We start from the raw sequence: 20701 nt of genomic DNA on the forward strand, positions 1-20701 counted from the left end.
ACGCCCCCTAGGTCCGTCGTGCGTGCAGCAGCAGGATCGACGCGAGCGGCGGTCTGGCGCAGGCCAGCCGGTCCAGGGGGCGCAGCGGGCGCGGTACGCCGTGGAAGGGGGCGCCCGCGAGGCGTACGACCTCGAAGCCGGACGCGGCCACGAACTCCCGCAGCGCGCGGGCGGTGTAGAGCCGCAGATGTCCCACGACCTCCCGCCCCGGCCGGCCGTGGATGCCCCGCAGACTGACCTCGGAGAACACCGGCTGCACCCCGGCCAGCAGCAGGGCACGGTTGTACCAGGCGGCCAGGTTCGGGGTGGAGAGCATCAGGTGGCCGCCGGGGCGCAGCACGCGGTGGATCTCGTCCAGGGCGGCGTCCGGGTCGACGAGGTGCTCGATCACCTCGCTGAACAGCACGGCGTCGGCGGAGCCGGTCCGGAACGGCAGCCCGCCGTCGGTGAGTTCACCGCGGACGGCGTACGGGATCCGGGTGCGGGCCCGGCGCAGGGCGTCCTGGGACCAGTCGATGCCGACGATGCGGTGGCCGGGGAGGTAGGGGGCGGCGGTGGCCGCGGCGGTGCCGTCGCCGCAGCCGATGTCGAGGATCGTGCGTGCACGGCCGGCTGCCCCCGCCTCCGCTTCCGGCCCGGACGCCAGGGCCTCGGCGAGCATGCGGGCCTGGCGGCGGCTGCGGGGGGTGCCGGAGGCGACGGGGACGTCGGGGTTCTCGTAGAAGTCGCGCAGTTCGGGGGGTTTCACGGGGGAGGTCGTCACGGGGTCACCTCCGTGCGGTGCAGGTAGTGCTCGAAGAGGTCCCGCAGGTGGGCGCCGTCGCCGTGGCTGAGCAGGGCGCGCGACCAGCGCAGGGCGAGGTGGAGACGGCCCGCGGTGGAGGCGGTGGTGACGGTCAGGCCGCGGGGCATCCGGGCGGGCGCCGAGAACCACACGGCGTGCGCGCGACCGGCCTCCTCGCCGAAGTCCAGGGGGTACGGGATACGGCCGATGTTGCTGAGCAGCGTGGTCGAGGTCCAGGGCGCGGCGGCTCTGCGCAGACCGCGGGTGAGGGCGGCGCGGACGCCGACCGGAGCCCAGGGGGCGGTGAGGAGGGAGGCGCCGTGGCCGAGTTGGGGGCGGGGCAGGGACTTGAGGGCACGGGTGCGGGTGGCCGTGCGGTGCAGCAGGGCGGGCATGTCGTCCGGGCCGTGCGCGGCCAACTCCGCCGTACTGAAGGGGACTTCCACGAGCCGGGTGCCGTTGCCGATGGGCATGGTGGCGTCACGGGGGCGGTCGTCCACGGGCATGGTGATGCGCAGGGGGCGGGGCCGGGCGCCGTGCTCGCGGTTCCAGTGGGCGAGGGTCAGCGCGGTGGTGACCATCAGCTGGTCGTTGACCGTGTACGGGGAGCCCTTGGGGCGGTGGGGGAGCGGGAGTTCGGTGACGAGCATGCCGTTGCCGGGCGAGGGCTCGGGGGTGCCGGGGGCCACTCGGGCGGGAGGCGACCAGTTGGAGGGCGTCTCCTCGGTGAGGGGCTGGGTCTCTGTCGTCCGGGTGGGCGGGGCAGCGGGGGAGTTGTCCCTGCCTCCGTACAGCTCCGCGGCGGTGGCGACGACCCGGAGGCAGGCGGGGCCGTCCAGCGCCGTGTGATTGATGGTCAGGAACAGCACGGTCCCGTGCGACCCGCTCGGTGCGGCGGCACGGGTGGGCGCACCTGCCGCGCGCGCGTCACCCACGGCATCGGTGGCCTCGCTCCCTTCGACCGGCCCCGGCCCCTCCACCACCTCCAGCCGGATCGGCGGTGACAGCGACAGCGGCGGCGCCTGGGTCAGGGCCCGCGTCCGTGCGTCCCGCAGCGCGTCCCGTCCAGGCGCCGGGAAGGTCACCACCTCCACGTCCGGTTCCGCCGTCAGCTCCCACTCGTAGCGGCGCCGGTACCACTGCCCCGGCGCCTCCCGCATGAGGATCCGCGGATGCCGGCGCAGTGCCTCCCCGAACGCCGTACGCAGTCGCCCCGCGTCCAGCGGCCCCGGCAGGTGGACCTCGATGTGCACCGTCTCCGGCTCCTCCTCCTGGAGGCAGTGCCGGGCGACCTCGTCCACGACGGGGAACGGGACACGTGCCGGCGGCCGCAGCGGACCTTCGGCGCGTGCGGGCTGCTGCAGTGCGGTCATGTGGCTTCGCCCTTCCCGGTCTCGTCCGACTCCGGCGGGCTCTCGGAGCCGGTCACCCGCAAGCGCGGCTTGCGGGGCGCGATCCGCGCGGTCGGCGGATCCGGAACCGGCGCGCCGGGACCGCGCGCGGAAACGGTCGGCCCCGAGTCGGTACGGGGATCCGCCGGGCCGGGAGGTTCGGTTCCCATCGGACTGCGGCCCCGCTCCCGCTGCGGCAAGGGGCGCGTCGGCCGCTCCGGGGAGGCCGTGCCGGAAGCACCGCCACCTCCCGCAACCGGCGGCAGCACAGCCGTGGAGCCGGGCAGACCCGATCGACGGTCGGGGCCGCCCGCGGATCCGACCGCCTCCGCCGATTCCCGAACCCCCACCACACCGGCGAACAACCCGATCAGCGCCAGCAGTTGAGCCGCGGGCCCGAAGGCGCCGTCCTGCGCCCCCACCGGCTCCCCGGCTCCCACCGCCGCAGCGATCCCCGCTCCCGCAAGCGCCACGAGCGCGATCGGCACCAGCAGCGCACGCCTGCGCCACGCCACCAGCGCCAGGGCCGGTACCAGCAGGGCGAACCAGCCGGCGATGAGTACGCCCACCACCGTCACGGCCACCGTGCCGAGCCACAGGCCGGGCAGCGGCGGGGCGGGCTGCGGCTCGTCCGGGTTCGGTGCGCGGCGGCGCCACAGGGCCAGCCCGGCCAGCAGCGCGATCGCGACCGCGCTGCCGATCAGCCCGCCCTCGTACATCACCGCCGGCTCGTACGACAGCTCGACCGTGCCGCCGGCGCCCGCCGGGATCCGCCAGCCCTGCTGCCAGCCGTCCAGCCGTACCGGCGTCAGTTCCTTGCCGTTCAGCGTGGCGTGCCAGCCGTCGTTGAAGTTCTCGTACGTCGTGAGGTAGCTCGCCGCGCCCGACCCGACGGTCACCGCGCGCCGGTCGCCGAGCCAGTCCCGGATGCCCAGCTGACGCCCGGCGGTCGAGGCCTCGGAGATCGTGCCGCGCGTGAGCGTCACCGCGGTCAGCGCGAGCGGCCCCGCGTCTCCGCCCTCCACACGGTGATCACCCGCCGACAGCTGCAGCTCGGTGTCGTCACGCCCCTGCTGACAGAGCGTCACATCGACCTGCCGCCGCTCCATCAGGTCCCGTACCGTGCCGCGCACGCTCGTCCGGTACAGCTCCCCGTCCACCGCGACCACCGGCCCCTTCCCGCACGGCAGCGAGAACGGCCGGGACTCCCTCGGCTGCGGGGTCCGGTACTGGTCGAGGGCCGGGACGTAGGCCTCCGTCAGGCCCACGGGCAGCTGCAGGTCCTCGTCCACCATCGGGTTGTAGAGGGTGAGCGGGGCGGTCTCGGTGATGGTGATGTCCAGCCGGTCGGTCGTGATCGGCGGGAAGCGGACCCAGCCGTTCTCGTCGACCCCGGCGATCACCGCACCGTCCGGCGAGCTGATGTGCACCTCGGTCGGACGCGTGGCCAGACCGCCCGCCGGCGCCAGCACGATCTCTCCCACCGCCTGCTTTCCGGGCCAGCGGAGGTGGATCGTGGGCCGGTCACCCGCGATCCACGCCGTGGTCAGGTCGCCGTCGGTGAGGTTGCGCGGCGACAGGCCCGCCCCCAGCCGGGCGGTGGAGTCGGCGGTGGCGACGATCCGGTTCTGCTGCTCCGGCGCCACCTCGTACAGCAGCCGGTCCAGCTCCTCGCCCGCCACCGGCACCGCACTCGCCCGCATTTCGTACGACCCCGCCGCGGACGTCGTGAAGCGCCGGTGCAGACCGGCCTCCGTGCCCGTCGGTGAGAGGCCCGTGGGGTCGGCCGTGCGGGACAGGGAGACGATCTCGGCGGCGGCCCCCGGCTTCCCGGCGTCGGTGGGCAGCCGCAGCAGCCGGGTCACCTGTACGTCCGGCAGGTCGATCTCGGAGAAGCCCGCCCCGGTCAGTCCGGCCCGCCGGGAGACGGAGTCCGTGATCGTCAGCTTCATCCAACTCGTCTCACCCGCGGGCACCTTGACCGTCTGCGTCGTGCCGTCCGGCCGCAGGACCGAGCTCGCCGACCCCTTCTCCGTCTCCACCCGCACCCGCGTCGGCGCCTCCCGCACACCCTCCTGCGGCAGCGGCCTGACCTTGACCGACGACGGCATGTCGTACGAGCCGCCCGCGAACGCGATCCGCAGCCACTCCCCGACCGGCGACCCCTCCGAGCCCTCGGTCCACGCGGTGTCCGGGTTGCCGTCGAAGGCGTTCACCGGGTCGAACTGCGGGAGATGGAAGAGCCAGCTGCCGTAGGACGAGGCCGTCACCGACCGTGCGCCGCGCAGCTCGGCCACCGTCTGGTGGCCGAGGCCGGTCGTCGGCAGGATCTGGTGCGGCTTCTCGCCCGCGTCCTGCGCGGCGTCGGGCGCGTTGCGCTCGTCGCGCGTGTACGTGTACGACGTGTTGGCGTTGACCAGCCCGAACCGGGTGTCCGCCCGCCGCAGCCCGTCGCCGATCACCTGTACCGGAGGCGAGCCGAGCCCCGGGTGGTTGTCGCCGGTCAACACGCTTGCCCTGCCCCGCAGTTCGGAGGCCAGTGGCAGCAGCGCCTCCGGACCGCCCGAGACGACGGCTGTGTCGGCGACCGGTTGCAGCCCGGCCTGGTGCGGACGCGGCACGTCGGCGCCGGCCGGCTTGTAGATCTCGACCGCCCGCTGTCGCGGATACAGCCCCTCCACCTGCAGCGGAGTGCCCGGGGCGATCGTCCCGCCGGTCGTGACCGGCCCGAGGCCCGTCACCCGCTCGTACCCGGACTGCTCCAGGGTCCGCTTCACCGTCGTCGTCGGCACGTGGCCGATCTGGTCCGGGTCGAGGTCGTTGCGGACGACGACGTAGTGGATCCCTGCGCGGCTCAGGTAGTCGGCTAGGCCCGGCACTTGGCCGCCGCTGACCAGCGCCTGCTCCACCGCGTCCATCGCGCGGCGGTTGCCGGGGGTGCCGAAGGGGACGTAGTCCCGCTGCGCCCAGCGGGAGTCGGCCAGGACGTCCAGCGGCTGGTCGATGGTCGAGCCCCAGCTGTAGATGCCGTGCGCGGTGGCCGGCACGACGAGGGCGCGGGCGTCGGGGGAGTACTTCTCCAGCCAGTCGGCCGTGCCCTGCCAGTACTTGGGGATCTCCTTGAAGGACCCGGGGTTGAGGATCGAGCCGTTGAGGTACGGCCACATCAGCCCCGGCAGCACCAGCACGGCCGCGATCAGCGGCGCGAACCGCCGCCCCCGCACCGGCCGTGCCCCGCGGGCCTGGGCCGCCACGCCCGCCAGATGGGCGAGGCCCAGCACCAGCGCCAGGGCGAGCCCCGTTTGGAACTTGTAGATGTTGCGGAAGGGGACGAGCGCGCCGTCCAGCCAGTCCTGCACGACCCCGTGGAAGGGTGCCCCGAACGTTCCGCCGTACCCGGCGAGCAGGATCAGCGCGACCGTCACCACGGTCAGCACCAGCCAGCGCCGCTCCGGCATGTCCCGCCGGGCCAGCCCCGCAAGCCCCAGCCCGGCGGCGAGCGCCGAGCAGACGATCACGACGACGGACGCGGCGACGGTCCAGCCGGCCGGCAGCCAGGCCTCACCGAAGTGCAGATAGGCGACCCAGTTGCCGCCGCCGCGCAGCGCTTCCGTCGCCGCCATGGTCTCGGTCGTGGTCTGCGAACTCTCCACGTAGGGAAGGAAGTTCTCGCCGTACGTGCCGAGCAGCAGGAGCGGGATCACCCACCAGGCGGTCGCCAGGAGGACCCCCGGCACCCACCACGCGATCAGCTTCCGCTGCCGTGGCCCGGGCGGCCGGGAGAGCAGATAGAGGCCGACGGGGAGCAGTGAGGCGAGTGTGGAGGCGGCGTTGACGCCCCCCATGAACGGGATGATCAGCGCCGAGCGCAGCGCGGCGACCCGTGCGGCGTACCGCTCGTCGGTCAGCGGCAGCAGCACCCACGGCAGCAGGGCACCGGGCAGCGCGGCAGCGGACGTGGACCCGACGACGACGGTGAAGACGGGCCACAGCGCATACGCCACGGCCGCCACCAGCCGCGACGCCCCGCTCCCCACCCGCAGCCGCTCGGCCAGCCGCAGCGCACCCCAGAAGGCCACCGACACGATCAGCGACAGCCACAGCCGCTCCGCCAGCCACACCGGCAGCCGTACGACATCGGCCAGCCAGTAGAACGGCAGCATCGGCCACAGATAGCCCGAGTACTGATTCTGGATCCCGCCGAAACTGCCCTCGTCCTGCCACAACTGCCCGAGATCGGCGAGGAACTGCCCCGGATCGACGGTCACACCCAGCTTGGTGTCGAACGTCTGCCGCCCCGGCTGCACCGCCAGCAACAGCACGAACACCACGGCCCAGAACCCCAGCAGCCAGCGCCGCGAGCGCGGCCCCTCCGGCGGCCCCGAGGAGGGCGCGGAGGTGGGCACGGCTGCCGGGGGAGGAGCCTGGACCGTGGTCGTCGTCATGGTGGGCACCGCCTGAGGATGAGGAGGAGGTTCCAGGTGGCGAACTCGCGTATGCCGGGCGCCTTGACGACGGCCTCCGCGAGGAACGGCCAGTAGCGGGAGCGCGCCGAGACGACCTCTACGTCGTCACGGGCGCGGACCTGACGCAACGTGGCGCCGATGTGCACGGCGAAGAGGTTCTCGCCGAGGGTGTGCTTCGCGGCCCGCCCGGTACGGCGCCGGTAGCGGGCGCGGGCCCGCTCGGCACCGAGGTAGTGCCAGGGGGCCCACTCATGACCGCCCCACGGGGACAGCCAGTTCGTGAACGACACGTAGATCAGCCCACCGGGCCGGGTCACCCGGGCCAGCTCACTGAGGAACGTCTGCGGATCGGCCACATGCTCCAGCACATTGGAGGAGAAGGTGACGTCGGCGACGCCGTCGCGCAGGGGGAGCAAGTACCCGTCGGCGACGACGGCCCCTTCCGGCGGCTTCGCACCGAGTTCCGCCACGTCCGGCTCGAAGAGATAGGCGTACGCACCTCGCCGCCGGAACTCGTCGGTGAAGTACCCGCCACCACCACCGACGTCCACGACGGTACGCCCGGCGACGGGTCCGTCGTAGGCCTCGACCTGGTCGACGGCGTCACGGGCGAGCAGCGAATAGCAGGCTTCCGGGTCGTCCTGTTCATGGAGGAACGCCCGGAAGAGAGCAAGGGACCGCCGAAAGGAGGGGTCCTTCGCAACCGGGGGTGGTGAAGCGCCCCGATAGGGGCGCGGGGCTGTGACATTTGCGGCTCCGCCGCGCGGGCGCGACCAGCCACGACGCACCGTCACCCGCGAGACGGCCTCACCGAATCGGCGTCTAGGCGTCACGACACCCCGCCCCGTCGCCCCGCCGCACGGCCTCCGAGGCAACCGCCAGGAACTGCCGCACAGTCCGGTCCCAGCGATACCGCGCGGCGCGATCCCGCGCGGCCTTGCCCATCAACTCCCGCCGATGCCCGGACAACGCGAGCGTGCACCAGGCGGCGGCGAAGGACGATTCCCCGGCGGCCAGCACACCCGTCTCCCCGTCCACGACGGAATCCCGCAGCCCAGGCACATCAAAGGCAATGGTCGGCGTCTCCCGGGTCGCGGCCTCGGTGACGACGAGCCCCCACCCCTCCACGGCCGAGGGATGAAGCAGCAGCCACGCCGCACACAGCAGCCGGTGCTTCTCCGCCTCCGACACATGACCGACGAACTCGACACCGGGCCCGGCGAGTTGCTCGAGCGACGCTCGCTCCGGACCGTCCCCGACGATGACGAGCCGCCCCCCGGTCACGGGCCGCACCCGCTCCCACAACCGCAGCAGCAGATCGATCCGCTTGTACTCGACGAGTCGTCCGACGGCCACGAACAGCGGCTCCGGCGAGCGGTCACCCAGGGGGCCGGGCTCCTCCACCCCGTTGTGCACGACACGGATACGTTCCCGGTCGACGCCGATCCCGCGGAGCGCCTGCGCGGTCGACGGAGACACGGCAACCATCAGACTCCGCTGCTGCGCACCGGTCAGCGCCCAGTGCTCCAGTCTTCGCCCGAGGCGCGCGGCAGGCGCCAGCGCCCCGCCGAACCGCATCTTCCAAAGATCGGTGTGGACATGGTTGACCAGGCACACCGTCGGCCCGCGATGCCAGAGGGGGGCGAAGTACGGCATCCCGTTGCAGACCTCGACCAGCAGGTCGCAGTCACCGACCTGACGGGCGAAGGCGGACCGGGCACGCAGGTAGTGGCCGTAGGAACCGCCGGCGGACACGACCCGGTAGTCGCGGTAGGCCGCGGGGCCCCCGCACAGGAGGGTGACCTGGTGGCCGAGGTGGGTCAGGCCGTCGGCGAGGCGGTCGACCAGCAGCTCGGAGCCGCCGGCGGACCGGTTGCCCAGGTCACGGTGGGCGAGAAAAACGATTCGGCGCGGATGTGGGGGAAGCGCCGGAGGGTGCTGCTGCGACGCCCAGGGGAGAGTGGCGCGATGGGGGTCCCCCCGCTCGAGCGAATTCGAGAACGGGGGAGGGGAGGGCACGTGCTGGGGCATGCGTGCTCCAACTCGTCTCAGGGTGCGGAACTCAGCGTGGGGGAGGGAGGGTTTGGGTTCCTGTGGGGAGTATCAAAGGTCCTGGACTGCTTACGGTCGTTGTGCGTGGGGTGTGGACAGGCTGTGTCCGGGTGGGGTTGGACAGTTTTCGCCCAGCAGTTCGCCACGGCTACTCACCGACGTGACAATTTCCGGCTTTGTTAGAGCTGACGTCACGTCACATTGTGAGCGACGGCTGGGGCATCTCGGCCGTACCGGGGGATTCAGGGCGCTTCCTGCCTCGTACCACCAAAACGCCACCCACCACCGCAAGTGCGAATCCCGCCCCAGCAGTCCCGATCGGCAGCGTCTCGCCCACCGTGCGCAGCAGACCGCTGTCCCGCTTCGCCTGCCGTACGGCCTCCTTCTGCGTGGCCGTGGTGAACGCGATCTTCTCGCTGTCCAGCAGCACCGCCGCGTCCTTCTCGCCGCCGGGCGCCCGCAGGGTGCGGCGCGGGCCGGTCTGCGCGTAGATCACACGGCCGGTGGCCTGATCCACGACCAGCCTGAACCCGTGGTTGGAGTACCACTCCTCGGCCAGCACCTGCGGCCGGTCCGGCTCGTCGACGAGGGTGCCGGGGACGAGCCGGGTGCCGACCTTGCGGGGTGCGACCGTCCCGGTGAACCGGTATCCCGTGTAGCCCTGGATCTTCTCGGTGCCGTCGTAGCGCAGGGTGATCGTGGTCCCGCCGGTGTTGTCCCACCACTGGTAGGAGCGTTTCTCCACGTCGAACGGGAACTTCAGATACGCCTCGCCCTCGATGTACGGCGTCTCCTCGCAGCAGTGCACCGGTTTCGTCGTCGTGCGGTCCGTCACCCAGCGGTGCGGGGTGAAGTCCAGTGCGTCGTGCGGGTCGTCGGCCGGCAGCGACTTGTCGGTGTCGACGGTGGTGATCACGTCCCAGACGGCGTTGCCGCTGCGCTCACTTTCCGCCACATTGCCGCGCACGCGCTGGGTGACGGTGATGTTCTGGTCCGGCACGGTCTCGACCTTGTCGGTGTCGAAGACGCTGCCGGTGCCTTTGTAGACGGCGGTGGTGTCGATGTCGATGGGGTTCACGGCGGCACGCGGGGCCACGTACCAGGCGAGCATGGGCGCCAGTACCAGCAGAAACGTGCCGAGGCCCAGCAGGATCAACGAGAGAGGTGAGGCTGTACGGCGCATCCGGCACTCCTGTGGGGTTGACGCGGGGTCGATGCCTGGCCGTTCTTGGGCCGGGAACCGTAGGGGTTACCTTGACGAAGTGTCAATGTCTTGACGGGATGTCCCGGCTTGTCGAGACTGAAGCCGACAGGCAGGGGTCGGGTACAGGCTGGCACCACCGGGGTGGGGACGACCTCCGGATGCAGAGAGGCTGACCCTGCTATGTCCAGACTGCTCGCCGCCGCACTGACCGTCGCGCTCGCCGCCGTACTCGCGGTGGGTGCCGCGCTCGGTGTCGTCGCCCTGCTGGAAGCGACACCCGACCAGCCGAACACACCCTTGATCACGTACGAGCAAGCGGGCCAGGGGAGTTGACCGTGGCCGCGATCCGCACCCCGGCAGCCACGGCATCCTCTGCCACCCCGGCTTCCCCCGACACTCCGGCGGCCCCCACCCGCTCGGCCTGGCGTGACGTACCCCGCTTCCAGGTCCGCCGGTTCGCGGAGCTGGTCATGGCGGACGCCCCGGCCCTCGCCGAGCAGATCCTGCGCGAGATCCAGCGCGAGTACCCCCAACTGCCCGTCGTTCTCGATGAGTCGGGCGAGCCGATGGCCCTGGTCGGCATCCGCCGCGCCATAGAGGTTTTCGTCGAGCACCTGGAGAAGTCGGAGGGCCGCCCGACCGTACCGCCGGGCGTCTTCCAGGACTTCGGCCGCGGCGAGGGCTACAACGGCCGCTCCCTGGACTCGCTCCAGGCGATCTACCGGTTGGGCGTACGGCTGGCCTGGCGCCGTTTCGCCGAGATCGGCCAGATCGTCGACATTCCGCCGCCCGCGATGTACGAGCTGGTGGACGCGGGTTACGAGTACCTGGACGGCCTGGTCGACCAGTCGGTGCGCGGCTACGCCGAGGCGGCGGCACGGCAGGCGGGCGAGCGGCTGCGTCTGCAACGCCGCCTGATGGAGCTGCTGTTGGCCGAGCACCACCGGGGCGATCCGGCGGACGCCCTGACGGAGCGGGCGGCCCGGATCGGCTGGCCGCTGCCCGAGAAGGTCGCCGTGGGGGTGTTACTGCGCCCGGCACGGGAGGCCGTGGCGCCGGCCGTGGGGCAGGGGGTGCTGCTCGACATGGAGTACGAGCAGCCGCGCATGGTCGTCCCCGAGCCGGACGCCGGCGGCCGCCCCGAACTGCTGCACCGGGCCCTGACCGGCTGGGCGGGCGCGATCGGCCCCCCGGTGCCCCTCGCCGACGCGGCGAAGTCGCTGCGCTGGGCCGAGGCGGCCGTACGCCTGATGGAACGGGGGCTGCTGCCGGCCGGCGACGTCCTGTACTGCACCGAGCACACGGAAGCTCTCGTGCTGTTGCAGCCCGAGGAGCTGATCGACGACCTCGCGGTGCGGTGCCTGGCACCGCTGCAGCACTGCGGGCCCACGCACGGGCGGCGGCTGGCGGAGACGTTACTGGCGTGGCTGGAAACCAGGGGCGGGGCGCCGGAGGTGGCGGCCCGTCTGGGGGTCCACCCCCAGACGGTTCGGTACCGCCTCCGTCAGATCCGGGAGCTGTGGGGCGACGAGATGGACGACCCGGATCGACGGTTCGAGCTGGAGTTGGTGTTGCGGGCCCAGCGGTTGAGGGGGGTGCTGGGGGAGGCGCCGAGGTAGCAGGTGCGGGGTGCTCGGTACCTGCTGTCACGTGGTCTGGCGGGCGGGCTCCGTGCGGCGGGACGGGGTGCGGGCGGACGCGGCGCGCAGGCGTCGGCCTCGGCGCGTGAGCCCCCAGGGCTTGAGGATCGAGATCACCGTCATGAAGACGTACGCCGACAGCGACACGATCGGCCCGAACAGCACGTCCCCGGCGTCGGGCAGCGGCCCGCCCGCGGCGACGGCCTCGACGGCGGAGGTCACGCCGGGGCGCAGGGCGAAGACGGTGGCGGTGGTCGTGCCGAGGGTCACCCAGAACTTGACGTGGACCCATCGGTGCCGCGCCAGCCCCCAGTGCGTGCCCAGCGACAGCATGAGCCCGCTGACCAGGGTGAGAAGGGCGACCGGCAGCAGGAGCCAGTCGGCGAACAGCTTCATGGCCCGCACGGACGCCTCCACGGTCACCGCGGACCCGGTGGTGGCCGCGGTGATCCCGAGCGCGAGCAGCCCGAGCGTGAGCCCGAGCCAGCCGGCGGAGGCGATGACATGGACGACGAGGGCGGCCCGGCGGGCGGGCCGGCTCAGTTTCCCGGACGACGTGGAAGACATGGACACCACCGTGCCGGGCCAGGTCGCCGAGGACGTCTGACGGCGGGAGTAACCCCGCGTACTGACGTCGGCGTACCCGGCGCCGCCCGCCCTGCTCCGTTCGCCACGCGGTGCCGATGATTCCGGCCGCCGGGCCATGTCATCACCGGAGCAGCGGGGATACGAGGAGAAGCGCCCCGCTTCCGAGCAGAGGAGACCCTGATGCGCCAACCGTCACCCCACCCCGCCCTGCGTCAGCTCGACGCCTTCGTGGGCGAGTGGGACCTGTGGGCCCTCGGCCGCAGTGTCGGCCCGCTCAGGACGGAGTTCGCCTGGCTGGAGGGCGGCGCCTTCCTGGTCCAGCGTTCGGACGTCGTCCCGGAGACCTCTCTCCCGGGCGAGTGGGGCCCGAACGCCCCGTTCCCCACCGTCTCCCTGATCGGCTACGACGACACGGCCGACGAGTTCACCGCCCTCTACGCCGACGGCCGCGCCGTCGCCCGCACCTACCGAGCCACCATGACCGCCCGCACCTGGCACCAGTGGCGCTCGGCCCCCGACTTCCACCAACGCCTCACCGCCACCATCAGCCCCGACGGCGACATGATCGAGGGCCGGTGGGAGCAGTCCCCTGACGGTGAGCGGTGGACGACGGACTTCGACGTGACGTACACCCGCGCCGGGAAGCCTCGTGGCTGATGGACGGACCTGGCGAGGGGGGCCGTACCAGGACGCCCCCGCCCGCTGCTACGTACGCGCCGGCTCCTTCGGCGCGGCTCGTCGCGGCGCGGGCTGGTCCAGGTGGACCACGACCGTCGTGTAGAAGCGGTGCACCGCTTCGTCCACGCTGCGGATGAACCCCGACTCGGTGTTGCCTCGGCTGCTCCCCATGCCCTTGAAGAGGGACAGCCGGAAGCCACTGATCGGGGTTGCCGTGTTCTTGGGAAGCAGGTCCGCCGGTTCGGGGCGAAGGCGTTCCAGGGTGCCGCGCGGGCCGCCCGTCTCGCCCTCCAGCAGGGTCTCGACGTGCAGGTCCGCCGGTGCCTCGGCGAGACGGCGGATCAGACGCTTGGCCCAGGTCAGCGGATAGCCCTGCTCGGGAGCGGGGATCTCGACGGACGTACGCAGCTTGCCGGTGCGCAGATCGGCGCCGATCGTGAGCACGCCCGGGGCCTGCTCGACACGGAGCTCCGCCTGGAGCCGCCCCTCCAGACACAGGTGGTCGGCCAGCTGAATCCGGCGGGTTCCGTGATCGGTGCCACGCCTGGCGCGCTGGACGGGCAGCACCTTCTGCCCGAGTTCGCCGCCGAGCCTGAGACACACCTGGCGGATCAGCCGTTCCCAGCTCTCGATCACTTCCAGGGAGCGTGGGTCACCCTGGCACAGGGTCTCGTCGTTGATGCCGTTGCGTACCGGCACCCAGGCCGAGCCCATGTTCTGGAAACCGTGGCAGCCGGAGTTCTCGTGCTGGAGGTACTGCAGCAACTCCTCGAGCAGCCAGGTGCGCGCCGCGTTGCCGACTCCTTCGTGCCGGATCAGCAGCTGTGCCTGGTAGGCCACTTCGGCCCACGACAGGTGCCAGAGCGCCACCTTGTGCTTGCGCCGTCGGTCGATCTTGACGTCGACCAGCGGACTGCCCTCCAGCGCGACGTCGTTCGACACCGTGATCACGGCCTCGTAGCCGCGCCGGGCGGCGATGTCCATGTAGGCCTGCACCTGGTCGGCCTTGAGGGGGTTGCCGTTGGTCTTGGTCTCGACGAGGGCCGTCCACAGCTTGCCGGCCCGCTCGATGCGGATCACTCCGTCCGGGCGCCGGGGCGTGTCGCCGTGCGGCAGGGACACCTCGGTGAACGTCTCCATCCGGCCCGAGGGCGCCCCGAACGCGGCGGTGAGGCGCCTGCCGAACCGTGGCACCTGCGCCATCACCGACAACAGCACCGAGGTGGCACGCGTCTCCCGTTCCCGGTCGTTCTTGAGCGCCGACACGGGAAAGAGCCTGGCAGGCCTCCAGGAGTCGTTCTCCGCCAGCGACGTCCTGGTCACCTTGGGCAGGGCCACCTTCTTCTTCGCCGTACGCGGCCGCGAGGCCCGCACTGCGGGCTGCCTCGTCGGCCCGGTCTCGGCGGTGTCCGGGCGGCGGGGCGCCGGGACCGCCTCCAGCGTGGCCGGTACGGCGGCCGGGACCGTGGGATCCGGCCGGCCGCTGCTGCTCGCCCCGGCCGGCGCCTCCGCCGTGGACCTCGCCTCCTGCTCGCCCGGAGACCCGAACTCGGACCCGAACTCGGACTCGGGCTCGGGTTCCGGCTCGGCCGCGTCGTCGTCGATGTCGACCCCGAAGTCCGTCGCCAGGCCGGCCAGACCGGTGTCGTAGCCCTGGCCCACGGCCCGGAACTTCCACTCCTCCCCGCGCCGGTACACCTCGCCGAAGATGATCGCGCTCACCTCGCCGGCGTCGTCGATGGCGAAGCGGAGGAGGCTCTCACCGGCCGCGTCTGCCAGCCTCACCTGCAGGGCGTCCAATTCCCCGAAGCGGGCTTCGCCGTACCGGCTCGCGGCCACGACGATCCGGTCGACTTCCGGCGGGACCGCTGTCAGATCGAAGGAGATCCGGTCCTCGTTGCCGTCCTCCGTCGGCGTCTTCCCCAGGAGCTGCACGCTGCCGTCGGCAGCCACCGGGTTGTTGTAGAAGTAGAAGTCGGCGTCGCTGCGGACCTTTCCGTTCGTGTCCAGCAGGAGGACGGACACATCGGCGTCGCCCTCACCGGTCGGGCTGACCCAGCCCAGGCTCACGATCACCGAGCCGACGTCTTCACTCAGGGCAGTCAGGGCCACGTTCGAGCCCTTGGTCATTTCGCGCACACAAACCCCCCATATCGCTCGCCTGGGGGCATGCGTATGCGGCCACCCCCGGCGCCTCCCCATGCGGCACAGTGTGACGTGCCGCACACGGGCAACGGTACTGGCCGTACATCGCGTCTGCGGAGCTTTCCAGCCGGTCCGCGCAAGGCCATTGCCCGCGGAAACGCACTTTGAGTAGCCTGTGTTCGTTATTCCGATCGGCTGTTGAAATCTCGAACGCAGCCTCGCATGCAAGGGAGGGGGCCGCACGTGGGACGCCTCGTACCAGCCGTGACCCGGGCTCTCGACATTCTCGAGCTCTTCCTCGACGGGGACGGGACGCTCTCCGCCCCCGACATCGTGCGCAAGCTCCAGTTGCCGAGGACCACCGTGCACGAGCTGGTGACCACTCTGGCGGCTCGGTCGTACATCGTCCAGGTCCCGGGGCAGCCGGGACGGTACCGCCTGGGTGTACGGCCGTACCAGCTCGGCAGTCGTTATGCGGAGCAGCTCGACCTCGCGGCCGAGGGGCAGCAGGTCGCCCGGTCCGTCGCGGAGACGTGCGACGAGACCGTGCACGTGGCGATCCTCGAGGGCACGGACGTCATCTACATCGCGAAGGTCGACTCGACGCACGCGGTACGGATGGTGTCCGCGGCGGGGCGTCGGCTGCCCGCCCACTGCACGTCCGTCGGCAAGATGCTGCTGGCCTCCCTTCCCGACTCGGAGCTGTCGTCCCGTATCCCCGACGGGGCCGAGCTCGTCGCCATGACGCCCAACAGCATCACCGACCCCGGCGCGCTGCGCGAGGCCCTCGCCGAGATCCGGCAGCGGGGGATCGCCGTCGAGAGCCGGGAGTCCAACCCGGACGTGTCGTGCGTGGCCGCGCCCGTGCGGGACCGGACCGGGCAGGTCGTCGCCGCGCTCTCCATCTCCGTGCCGATGATCCGCTGGAGCGACGAGCGGCGTGCCGAGCTGGAGCAGCTCTCCGCCAAGGGGGCCGCCGAACTGTCGGAGCGCCTGGGGTACCGGAGCGTTGCGTGACGGCGCCGTACGAGGTGGCCGTGCGCGCGCAGGCGCAGCTCGGTGAGGGGCCGACCTGGGATCCGGGGAGTGGTCGGCTGGTCTGGATCGACATCCTCGGTGCGCGGATACACACCTACGACCCCGTCTCCGGGCGTCGCACGGTCCGTACGACCCACCAGCACATCGGCGCCGTCAAGCCGCGCGTCGGCGGCGGGCTCGTCCTCAACCTCCGGGACGGCGTGGCGCTCCTCGACCCGGACCACCGCTTCCGCTGGCTGCATCACGAACCCGTCCCCGGCCGCCGCGCCAACGACGCCGCCGTCGCGCCCGACGGGTCCCTGTGGGCGGGCACCATGCGCTACGACGAGGCGCCGGGCGGCGGCACCCTGTCCCGGATCACCGGTGAGGCCTCGGTCGAGGTGGTCCTCGACGACGTGGCCGTGAGCAACGGCACGGGCTGGAGTCCGGACGGGCAGCTCATGTACTACGTCGACTCCCCGACGCGCCGTGTCGACGTCTTCGACTTCGCCGACGGGCGGCCCCTGAACCGGCGCCCGCTGGTCCAGATCGAGGACGGCGCCGGCTTCCCGGACGGGCTCACCGTCGACGCCGAGGGCTGCGTGTGGGTGGCCCTGTGGGACGGTGCGGCGGTACGGCGCTACACGCCGGCCGGCGAGCTGGACCGCGTGATCCCACTCCCCGTCCCCCGAGTGACGGCCTGCACCTTCGCCGGCCCCGACCTGACGGACCTGTACATCACCACGGCCCGCGTCGGCCTCGCCTCACCGCCCGCGCTGGCGGGATCCGTGTTCGTGGTGCCGGGCGCGGGGAAAGGGCTGGCACAGCCGGCGTTCAGGGGCTGAGGCGGGCCGGGGGTGGGGTCCGAGGGCTCGGTTGCCCGTTGCCACCCCCGCGCCGACGGGCACCGCGCTACGGCGTTCGCCCGCCCAACGAGGTTTGCGGGGACCGGTGTTGCGGGCCCCTGCCCGTCGGCACATGGCGGCCCGCGTAACGGCACTGCAGCGGCTCGGCCCACCCCGCCCACGCAGCCACCCTTCTACGCCAACCCCGCAGCCTTCCGCTCCTCCGCAGTCAACGGCGGTCCGTTAAGTGCCGGCTTGAGTGGGCCGATTGCCGCGGCCAGGAGGACGGACGGGAACAGCAGTACCTCGGCGGTGCGCTCCAGGGAGGTCACGTCCGTGACTCGGCGGGCGATGCGGCCGTTGCCCGTGGCGGTGTGCATGAGGCGGTCCACGTAGGCGGCGACGAGCCGTTCGCGGAGGGTGGGGCCCGCTTCGGTTGCGCCCGGGTAGAAGACGTCCTGCCCGATGGCGAGGTCCCAGGCCGCGCCGACCGGGCGGGCCACCGCCTTCTGGACGCGGCGTGACAGACCCGGTGCTGCCCAGCCCTGACGGCGTATCACGTCCCGCAGGATCAGGGTGCTTTGGGCGGCGACCGCCAGGCCGTGTCCGTAGACCGGGTTGAACGCGGCGAGGGCGTCGCCGAGGACGACGAAGTTCTCCGGCCACACCGGCATCCGCTCGTAGAAGTAGCGGCGGTTGACGGTGGCACGGGTGACCGACACGTCGGACAGCGGCTCGGCGTTCTCGAGCAGTTCGCCGATCAGCGGGTGCCGCAGCTTCTCGCGGGCCCACGGGACGAAGTCCTCGGCCACGTCGGTGGGTTCGCCGCCCCGGGTACCGGACAGGGTGACGATCCACCGGCCGTTCTCGATCGGCAGCAGGAAGCCCGCCCGGCCCGGCCCTCCAGCGCGCGGGTCGGGCTGCACGTTGACGACCGGGAAGCCGTCCCTGGCGTCCTCGGGGGCGAGATAGAGCCGACTGGAGTACGCCAGCCCGGGGTCGACCTCGCGCCGCTGAGGTGCGGGAATACCGAGGGCCCCGAGCCACCGGGGCGCCCCGGAGCCGCGGCCGGTGGCGTCGACGACCAGGCCTGCCCGGAGAATGCGCTCGGCGCCGTCGTGCGCCCGGATCCGTACGCCCGTCACGGCGGCGTCCGTACCGGCCAGCCCCACCGCCTCCGTGCGCTCGACCAGCTCGATCCGCTCGTCGGCGAGGACCTGCGCCCGGATCGTCGCGTCCAGCAGATCCCGGCCGGCCAGGATCACATGGTGGGACTCGGGCCAGCGCCGGAACCAGCCCCGCGCCGACATGGCGACCACGTCCGTCGTGACCGGCAGCCGGCGAGCCCCGGCGTCCCCGAGCACCTCGGTGACCCCCGGCAGCAGCTCCTCCATGGCCCGGACCCCGCCCGACCACAGCATGTGCGCGTGCCGCGCCTGCGGCAGCCCCTTGCGGGGGCCCGGGTCGCCGGGCAGGGTGTCGCGGTCCACGACGAGCACACGGTCGACGAATCCGGCGAGCGCGCGGGCCGCGAGCATGCCGGTGTGGGATCCCCCCAGGACGACGGCGGTTCTGACGTCTGGGGCGGGGCGTTCATTCATGCGGGGGCACTCTCTGCCGGGGCGGTCGCTCGGGCGCGTACCGCCTCGATGTCGTTGGGATGGCGGAGGGCTCGGGACACGGCCTGGATCTCCCGCAGCAGATACGCGGTGTCCGGGCCGGACGGGGAGGCGTCGGCGTCTGCCTTCGGGGACCGCTGCCTGACGTCGACGGCGTCCAGGATCGTCACGGCCGCGGCGAGGGCCTCCGCCCGGGTGGCCTCGAAGCCGAGGGCGCGGGCCGCGTCGTACGACCGTCCGCGCAGGTCCTCGTCGAGGTGCCGGGACACCTGCAGCAGCCCGTCGCGGACGAATGTCTCACGGCGGATCAGGCGCAGTTCCGGGGTGCCGCGCAGGGTGAAGGGCTCGCGGGCGCCGTTGACGGACCGCATCAGCACGGAGAGGGGACGCAGGTGCCGGTGGCGGCGCCGGATGCGCCAGCGCTCGTGCAGGTACTGGCCGGCGTGCGGGATGATGAAGCCCACCGCGACCAGGGAGGCGGAGACGCAGGCGGCCGACGGCGCCAGGTCGGTGCTCAGCCAGTCCAGGTCGTGGCCCGTCCACCGGGCGACGACGGCGGTGAGCTTGGACGCGTCGAAGAGCAGGTTCGTCGCGTAGCCGACGCCCAGGAACCGCAGGCCCCAGCGCAGCCAGGCGTCGAGGCCCTCGGTGCGGATCCAGTTCCAGATCAGCCTTGCCGTGATCGTGCAGGCCACGGTGTGCGCGAGCAGATAGAGCAGGATCTGCTCGCGCATGAAGGGCGTTGTGGCGTAGTACGTGTCCAGGTCCCGCAGCCGCTCCACGGGGGCGTCCGCGAGCGCGAAGAGCGCCCACAGGGTGATGACCACGCCGGCGTAGACGGAGACGACCCAGCGGGTCGCCCGGCGGGTGGCGGCCGAGCGGTTGGACAGGCCGTTGCGCCAGGCGATGATCATCAGCAGCCAGGACGCGCACAGCGCGGTGATCAGCGAATACACCCACGGGGCCGAGATGTTCGGTACCCCGGTGACGCGGTTGGTCCAGGCGATGGTGCCCGGCGCGGCGAAGACGAACACCGCGCAGGCGAACAGCAGCAGACCGCCGACGGCGCGCAGCAGGGGGTCCCGCCACATCCTGAGGATGCTGGGCAGCTTGATCGCCAGTGCGGCGGCCAGGGCTACGGTGGGGATCCAGAAGGAGATGTGGACATCGCCGAAGAGCCTTGAGGAGGTCGAGGCCAGCACGGTCACCGCGCCGTCCTCCCGCTCCCGCTCCCGCTCCCGCGGTAGCCCATCGAACGCTGCACCGGCCCGAGCGCCACATCCTCTCCCCGCCCCGACAACAGCGGCCGGAACGCGGCCGCCAGCCGGTGCCCGAAGTCGTCCGCCTCGGCCTCGTCCCGCTCGCGGGAGCCGTTGCGGGCGGCGACCGCGAGGGCGATGCCCTTCCAGCCGGGGGTGCCGGCGAGCGCGTGCGCGGCCGCCGTACCGTCGGTGTGGTGATGGCCGTGACCGGCGTGCATGTGCCACAACTCATGGCCGAGGATGACCAGTTGCTGCATCGCCTCGGCCCGCTCCTCGACGATGACCAGGTCGAAGTCCTGGAACTCCACCCACAGCCCGGTCACTTCGATCTCGTCGGGAAACCGCTCGAACCGCAGCTCGACGGGCCGTCCGCCGCGCCGCGCGCTCATCTCCGCGCACAGGGCGTGGCACAACTCGCGTACGTCGGCCGGGGGGTGGGGTCCGGCCCGCAGGGCGGCACTCAGATCGGAGGCCAGGTCACGCATCCCGGAACCGGAACGGGAGCGCCGCGGCCGCAGCACCGCAGCGACCCGGGCCGCCCTCGTGCGCGCGCCCGCGATGTCCATCGCACCCCCAGTTCCTCCGCCCGTCTGCGGGCTGTTCGAGCCTACGCGTCCGGAAGTGTCCCCGTCATGTGGTCCGGCGACCGTAGTTCAACGGGGAACGACCGGTTCCGCCCGAAACGGGAGCGCTGCCGCGGGCTCACGGCCGGACAGCACCCGGCCCCGCCGGTCACGTGCCCGGACACCCGCTCCGGCCCGCTCGCCACCTGTTCGGCCGCCCCGTTGTGGTTCTGCGCCCTTTCCCGTGGGCGCGGATCTGTCACGCCAGGGCCCAGTTGGCATCCAGCGCGGCGCCACTGGGCTTCCACCGACGCCCGCCCGGCCCCGCTCCACTCCCGCTCGGCCACCTAGGGCCGGCTCCGCCCCCTCCACCTCCTCGTCCCGCGCCGATTCCTCATCCCGCCCCGGCTGTTGGTCCGCTCCGGCCCTTCGGTCCGCCTGGCTCGC

At 72.4% G+C, this 20701-nt stretch carries 16 protein-coding genes; 5 read left to right on the top strand and 11 right to left on the bottom strand.

What is annotated here, in order from left to right; all coding sequences use genetic code 11:
* Positions 1-7 precede the first annotated feature (7 nt).
* The 6 genes from ACWGDB_RS10725 to ACWGDB_RS10750 all read right to left on the bottom strand — a co-directional run bounded on the left by ACWGDB_RS10725 (position 8) and on the right by ACWGDB_RS10750 (position 9876).
* The gene (locus ACWGDB_RS10725) at positions 8-763 is read right to left on the bottom strand and encodes a class I SAM-dependent methyltransferase (RefSeq protein ID WP_453822106.1); all 756 of its coding nucleotides are present in this window, start codon (positions 761-763) and stop codon (positions 8-10) included.
* A complete protein-coding gene (locus ACWGDB_RS10730) occupies positions 760-2157 on the bottom strand; it encodes a condensation protein (RefSeq protein WP_453822107.1) in 1398 nt (465 codons plus the stop codon). The genes ACWGDB_RS10725 and ACWGDB_RS10730 overlap by 4 nt, the downstream gene beginning before the upstream one ends.
* Positions 2154-6620 carry an alpha-(1->3)-arabinofuranosyltransferase domain-containing protein gene (locus ACWGDB_RS10735; protein WP_453822108.1) on the bottom strand — a complete coding sequence of 1489 codons (4467 nt, stop codon included), beginning with the start codon at positions 6618-6620 and terminating at the stop codon, positions 2154-2156. Before ACWGDB_RS10735 ends, ACWGDB_RS10730 begins: the two co-directional genes overlap by 4 nt.
* Positions 6617-7435: a class I SAM-dependent methyltransferase gene (locus ACWGDB_RS10740; RefSeq protein ID WP_453822181.1), complete on the bottom strand. Its 819-nt coding sequence runs from the start codon at positions 7433-7435 to the stop codon at positions 6617-6619. The genes ACWGDB_RS10735 and ACWGDB_RS10740 overlap by 4 nt, the downstream gene beginning before the upstream one ends.
* Before the next feature lie 28 nt (positions 7436-7463).
* Positions 7464-8672: a glycosyltransferase family 4 protein gene (locus ACWGDB_RS10745; RefSeq protein ID WP_453822109.1), complete on the bottom strand. Its 1209-nt coding sequence runs from the start codon at positions 8670-8672 to the stop codon at positions 7464-7466.
* Positions 8673-8889: 217 nt separating this feature from the next.
* Positions 8890-9876: a DUF3068 domain-containing protein gene (locus ACWGDB_RS10750; RefSeq protein WP_453822110.1), complete on the bottom strand. Its 987-nt coding sequence runs from the start codon at positions 9874-9876 to the stop codon at positions 8890-8892.
* Between the two features lie 201 nt (positions 9877-10077).
* Here ACWGDB_RS10750 and ACWGDB_RS10755 point away from each other — a divergent pair, with 201 nt between their 5' ends.
* Positions 10078-10230 (top strand): hypothetical protein, encoded by a 153-nt coding sequence (locus ACWGDB_RS10755; RefSeq protein ID WP_167348315.1) that lies wholly within the window; start codon positions 10078-10080, stop codon positions 10228-10230.
* Positions 10231-10241: 11 nt separating this feature from the next.
* Positions 10242-11516, top strand: a complete 1275-nt coding sequence (locus ACWGDB_RS10760) for a PucR family transcriptional regulator (RefSeq protein ID WP_453822182.1) — start codon at positions 10242-10244, stop codon at positions 11514-11516.
* Between the two features lie 27 nt (positions 11517-11543).
* Here the strand turns inward: ACWGDB_RS10760 and ACWGDB_RS10765 are convergent, their stop codons facing one another.
* Entirely contained in the window at positions 11544-12104 is a 561-nt protein-coding gene (locus tag ACWGDB_RS10765) for a DUF2269 domain-containing protein (RefSeq protein ID WP_453822111.1), read from the bottom strand.
* A gap of 201 nt (positions 12105-12305) precedes the next feature.
* Between ACWGDB_RS10765 and ACWGDB_RS10770 the strand changes: the two genes are divergently transcribed.
* Positions 12306-12782 carry a hypothetical protein gene (locus ACWGDB_RS10770; protein ID WP_453822112.1) on the top strand — a complete coding sequence of 159 codons (477 nt, stop codon included), beginning with the start codon at positions 12306-12308 and terminating at the stop codon, positions 12780-12782.
* Between the two features lie 48 nt (positions 12783-12830).
* Here ACWGDB_RS10770 and ACWGDB_RS10775 read toward each other — a convergent pair whose 3' ends face one another.
* Positions 12831-14933, bottom strand: a complete 2103-nt coding sequence (locus ACWGDB_RS10775; RefSeq protein WP_453822183.1) for a TerD family protein — start codon at positions 14931-14933, stop codon at positions 12831-12833.
* Positions 14934-15191: 258 nt separating this feature from the next.
* On the opposite strand from ACWGDB_RS10775, the gene ACWGDB_RS10780 reads away from it, so the two are divergent.
* The gene (locus ACWGDB_RS10780; protein WP_383595618.1) at positions 15192-15965 is read left to right on the top strand and encodes an IclR family transcriptional regulator; all 774 of its coding nucleotides are present in this window, start codon (positions 15192-15194) and stop codon (positions 15963-15965) included.
* Entirely contained in the window at positions 15962-16810 is an 849-nt protein-coding gene (locus ACWGDB_RS10785) for an SMP-30/gluconolactonase/LRE family protein (protein ID WP_453822113.1), read from the top strand. Before ACWGDB_RS10780 ends, ACWGDB_RS10785 begins: the two co-directional genes overlap by 4 nt.
* 194 nt (positions 16811-17004) lie before the next feature.
* Here ACWGDB_RS10785 and ACWGDB_RS10790 read toward each other — a convergent pair whose 3' ends face one another.
* Genes ACWGDB_RS10790 through ACWGDB_RS10800 form a run of 3 tightly spaced genes read right to left on the bottom strand, consistent with a single transcriptional unit; the run spans position 17005 to position 20257 of the window.
* Positions 17005-18411, bottom strand: coding sequence for an NAD(P)/FAD-dependent oxidoreductase (locus ACWGDB_RS10790; RefSeq protein WP_453822114.1), 1407 nt, complete (start codon positions 18409-18411; stop codon positions 17005-17007).
* Complete coding sequence (locus ACWGDB_RS10795; protein WP_453822184.1) at positions 18408-19631, bottom strand: MAB_1171c family putative transporter; 1224 nt, start codon at positions 19629-19631, stop codon at positions 18408-18410. The genes ACWGDB_RS10790 and ACWGDB_RS10795 overlap by 4 nt, the downstream gene beginning before the upstream one ends.
* A 2-nt stretch (positions 19632-19633) precedes the next feature.
* The gene (locus ACWGDB_RS10800; protein ID WP_453822115.1) at positions 19634-20257 is read right to left on the bottom strand and encodes a toxin-antitoxin system, toxin component family protein; all 624 of its coding nucleotides are present in this window, start codon (positions 20255-20257) and stop codon (positions 19634-19636) included.
* Positions 20258-20701 lie beyond the last annotated feature (444 nt).

This window comes from Streptomyces sp. NPDC055013 (genome assembly GCF_053608645.1).

What these genes read in the sequence shown, in the direction of transcription:
- ACWGDB_RS10730 (WP_453822107.1), bottom strand. Translation starts at nt 2,157, where the DNA reads ATGACCGCACTGCAGCAGCCCGCACGCGCCGAAGGTCCGCTGCGGCCG.
- ACWGDB_RS10735 (WP_453822108.1), bottom strand. Translation starts at nt 6,620, where the DNA reads ATGACGACGACCACGGTCCAGGCTCCTCCCCCGGCAGCCGTGCCCACC.
- ACWGDB_RS10745 (WP_453822109.1), bottom strand. Translation starts at nt 8,672, where the DNA reads ATGCCCCAGCACGTGCCCTCCCCTCCCCCGTTCTCGAATTCGCTCGAG.
- ACWGDB_RS10750 (WP_453822110.1), bottom strand. Translation starts at nt 9,876, where the DNA reads ATGCGCCGTACAGCCTCACCTCTCTCGTTGATCCTGCTGGGCCTCGGC.
- ACWGDB_RS10755 (WP_167348315.1), top strand. Translation starts at nt 10,078, where the DNA reads ATGTCCAGACTGCTCGCCGCCGCACTGACCGTCGCGCTCGCCGCCGTA.
- ACWGDB_RS10765 (WP_453822111.1), bottom strand. Translation starts at nt 12,104, where the DNA reads ATGTCTTCCACGTCGTCCGGGAAACTGAGCCGGCCCGCCCGCCGGGCC.
- ACWGDB_RS10770 (WP_453822112.1), top strand. Translation starts at nt 12,306, where the DNA reads ATGCGCCAACCGTCACCCCACCCCGCCCTGCGTCAGCTCGACGCCTTC.
- ACWGDB_RS10775 (WP_453822183.1), bottom strand. Translation starts at nt 14,933, where the DNA reads ATGACCAAGGGCTCGAACGTGGCCCTGACTGCCCTGAGTGAAGACGTC.
- ACWGDB_RS10790 (WP_453822114.1), bottom strand. Translation starts at nt 18,411, where the DNA reads ATGAATGAACGCCCCGCCCCAGACGTCAGAACCGCCGTCGTCCTGGGG.
- ACWGDB_RS10800 (WP_453822115.1), bottom strand. Translation starts at nt 20,257, where the DNA reads ATGGACATCGCGGGCGCGCGCACGAGGGCGGCCCGGGTCGCTGCGGTG.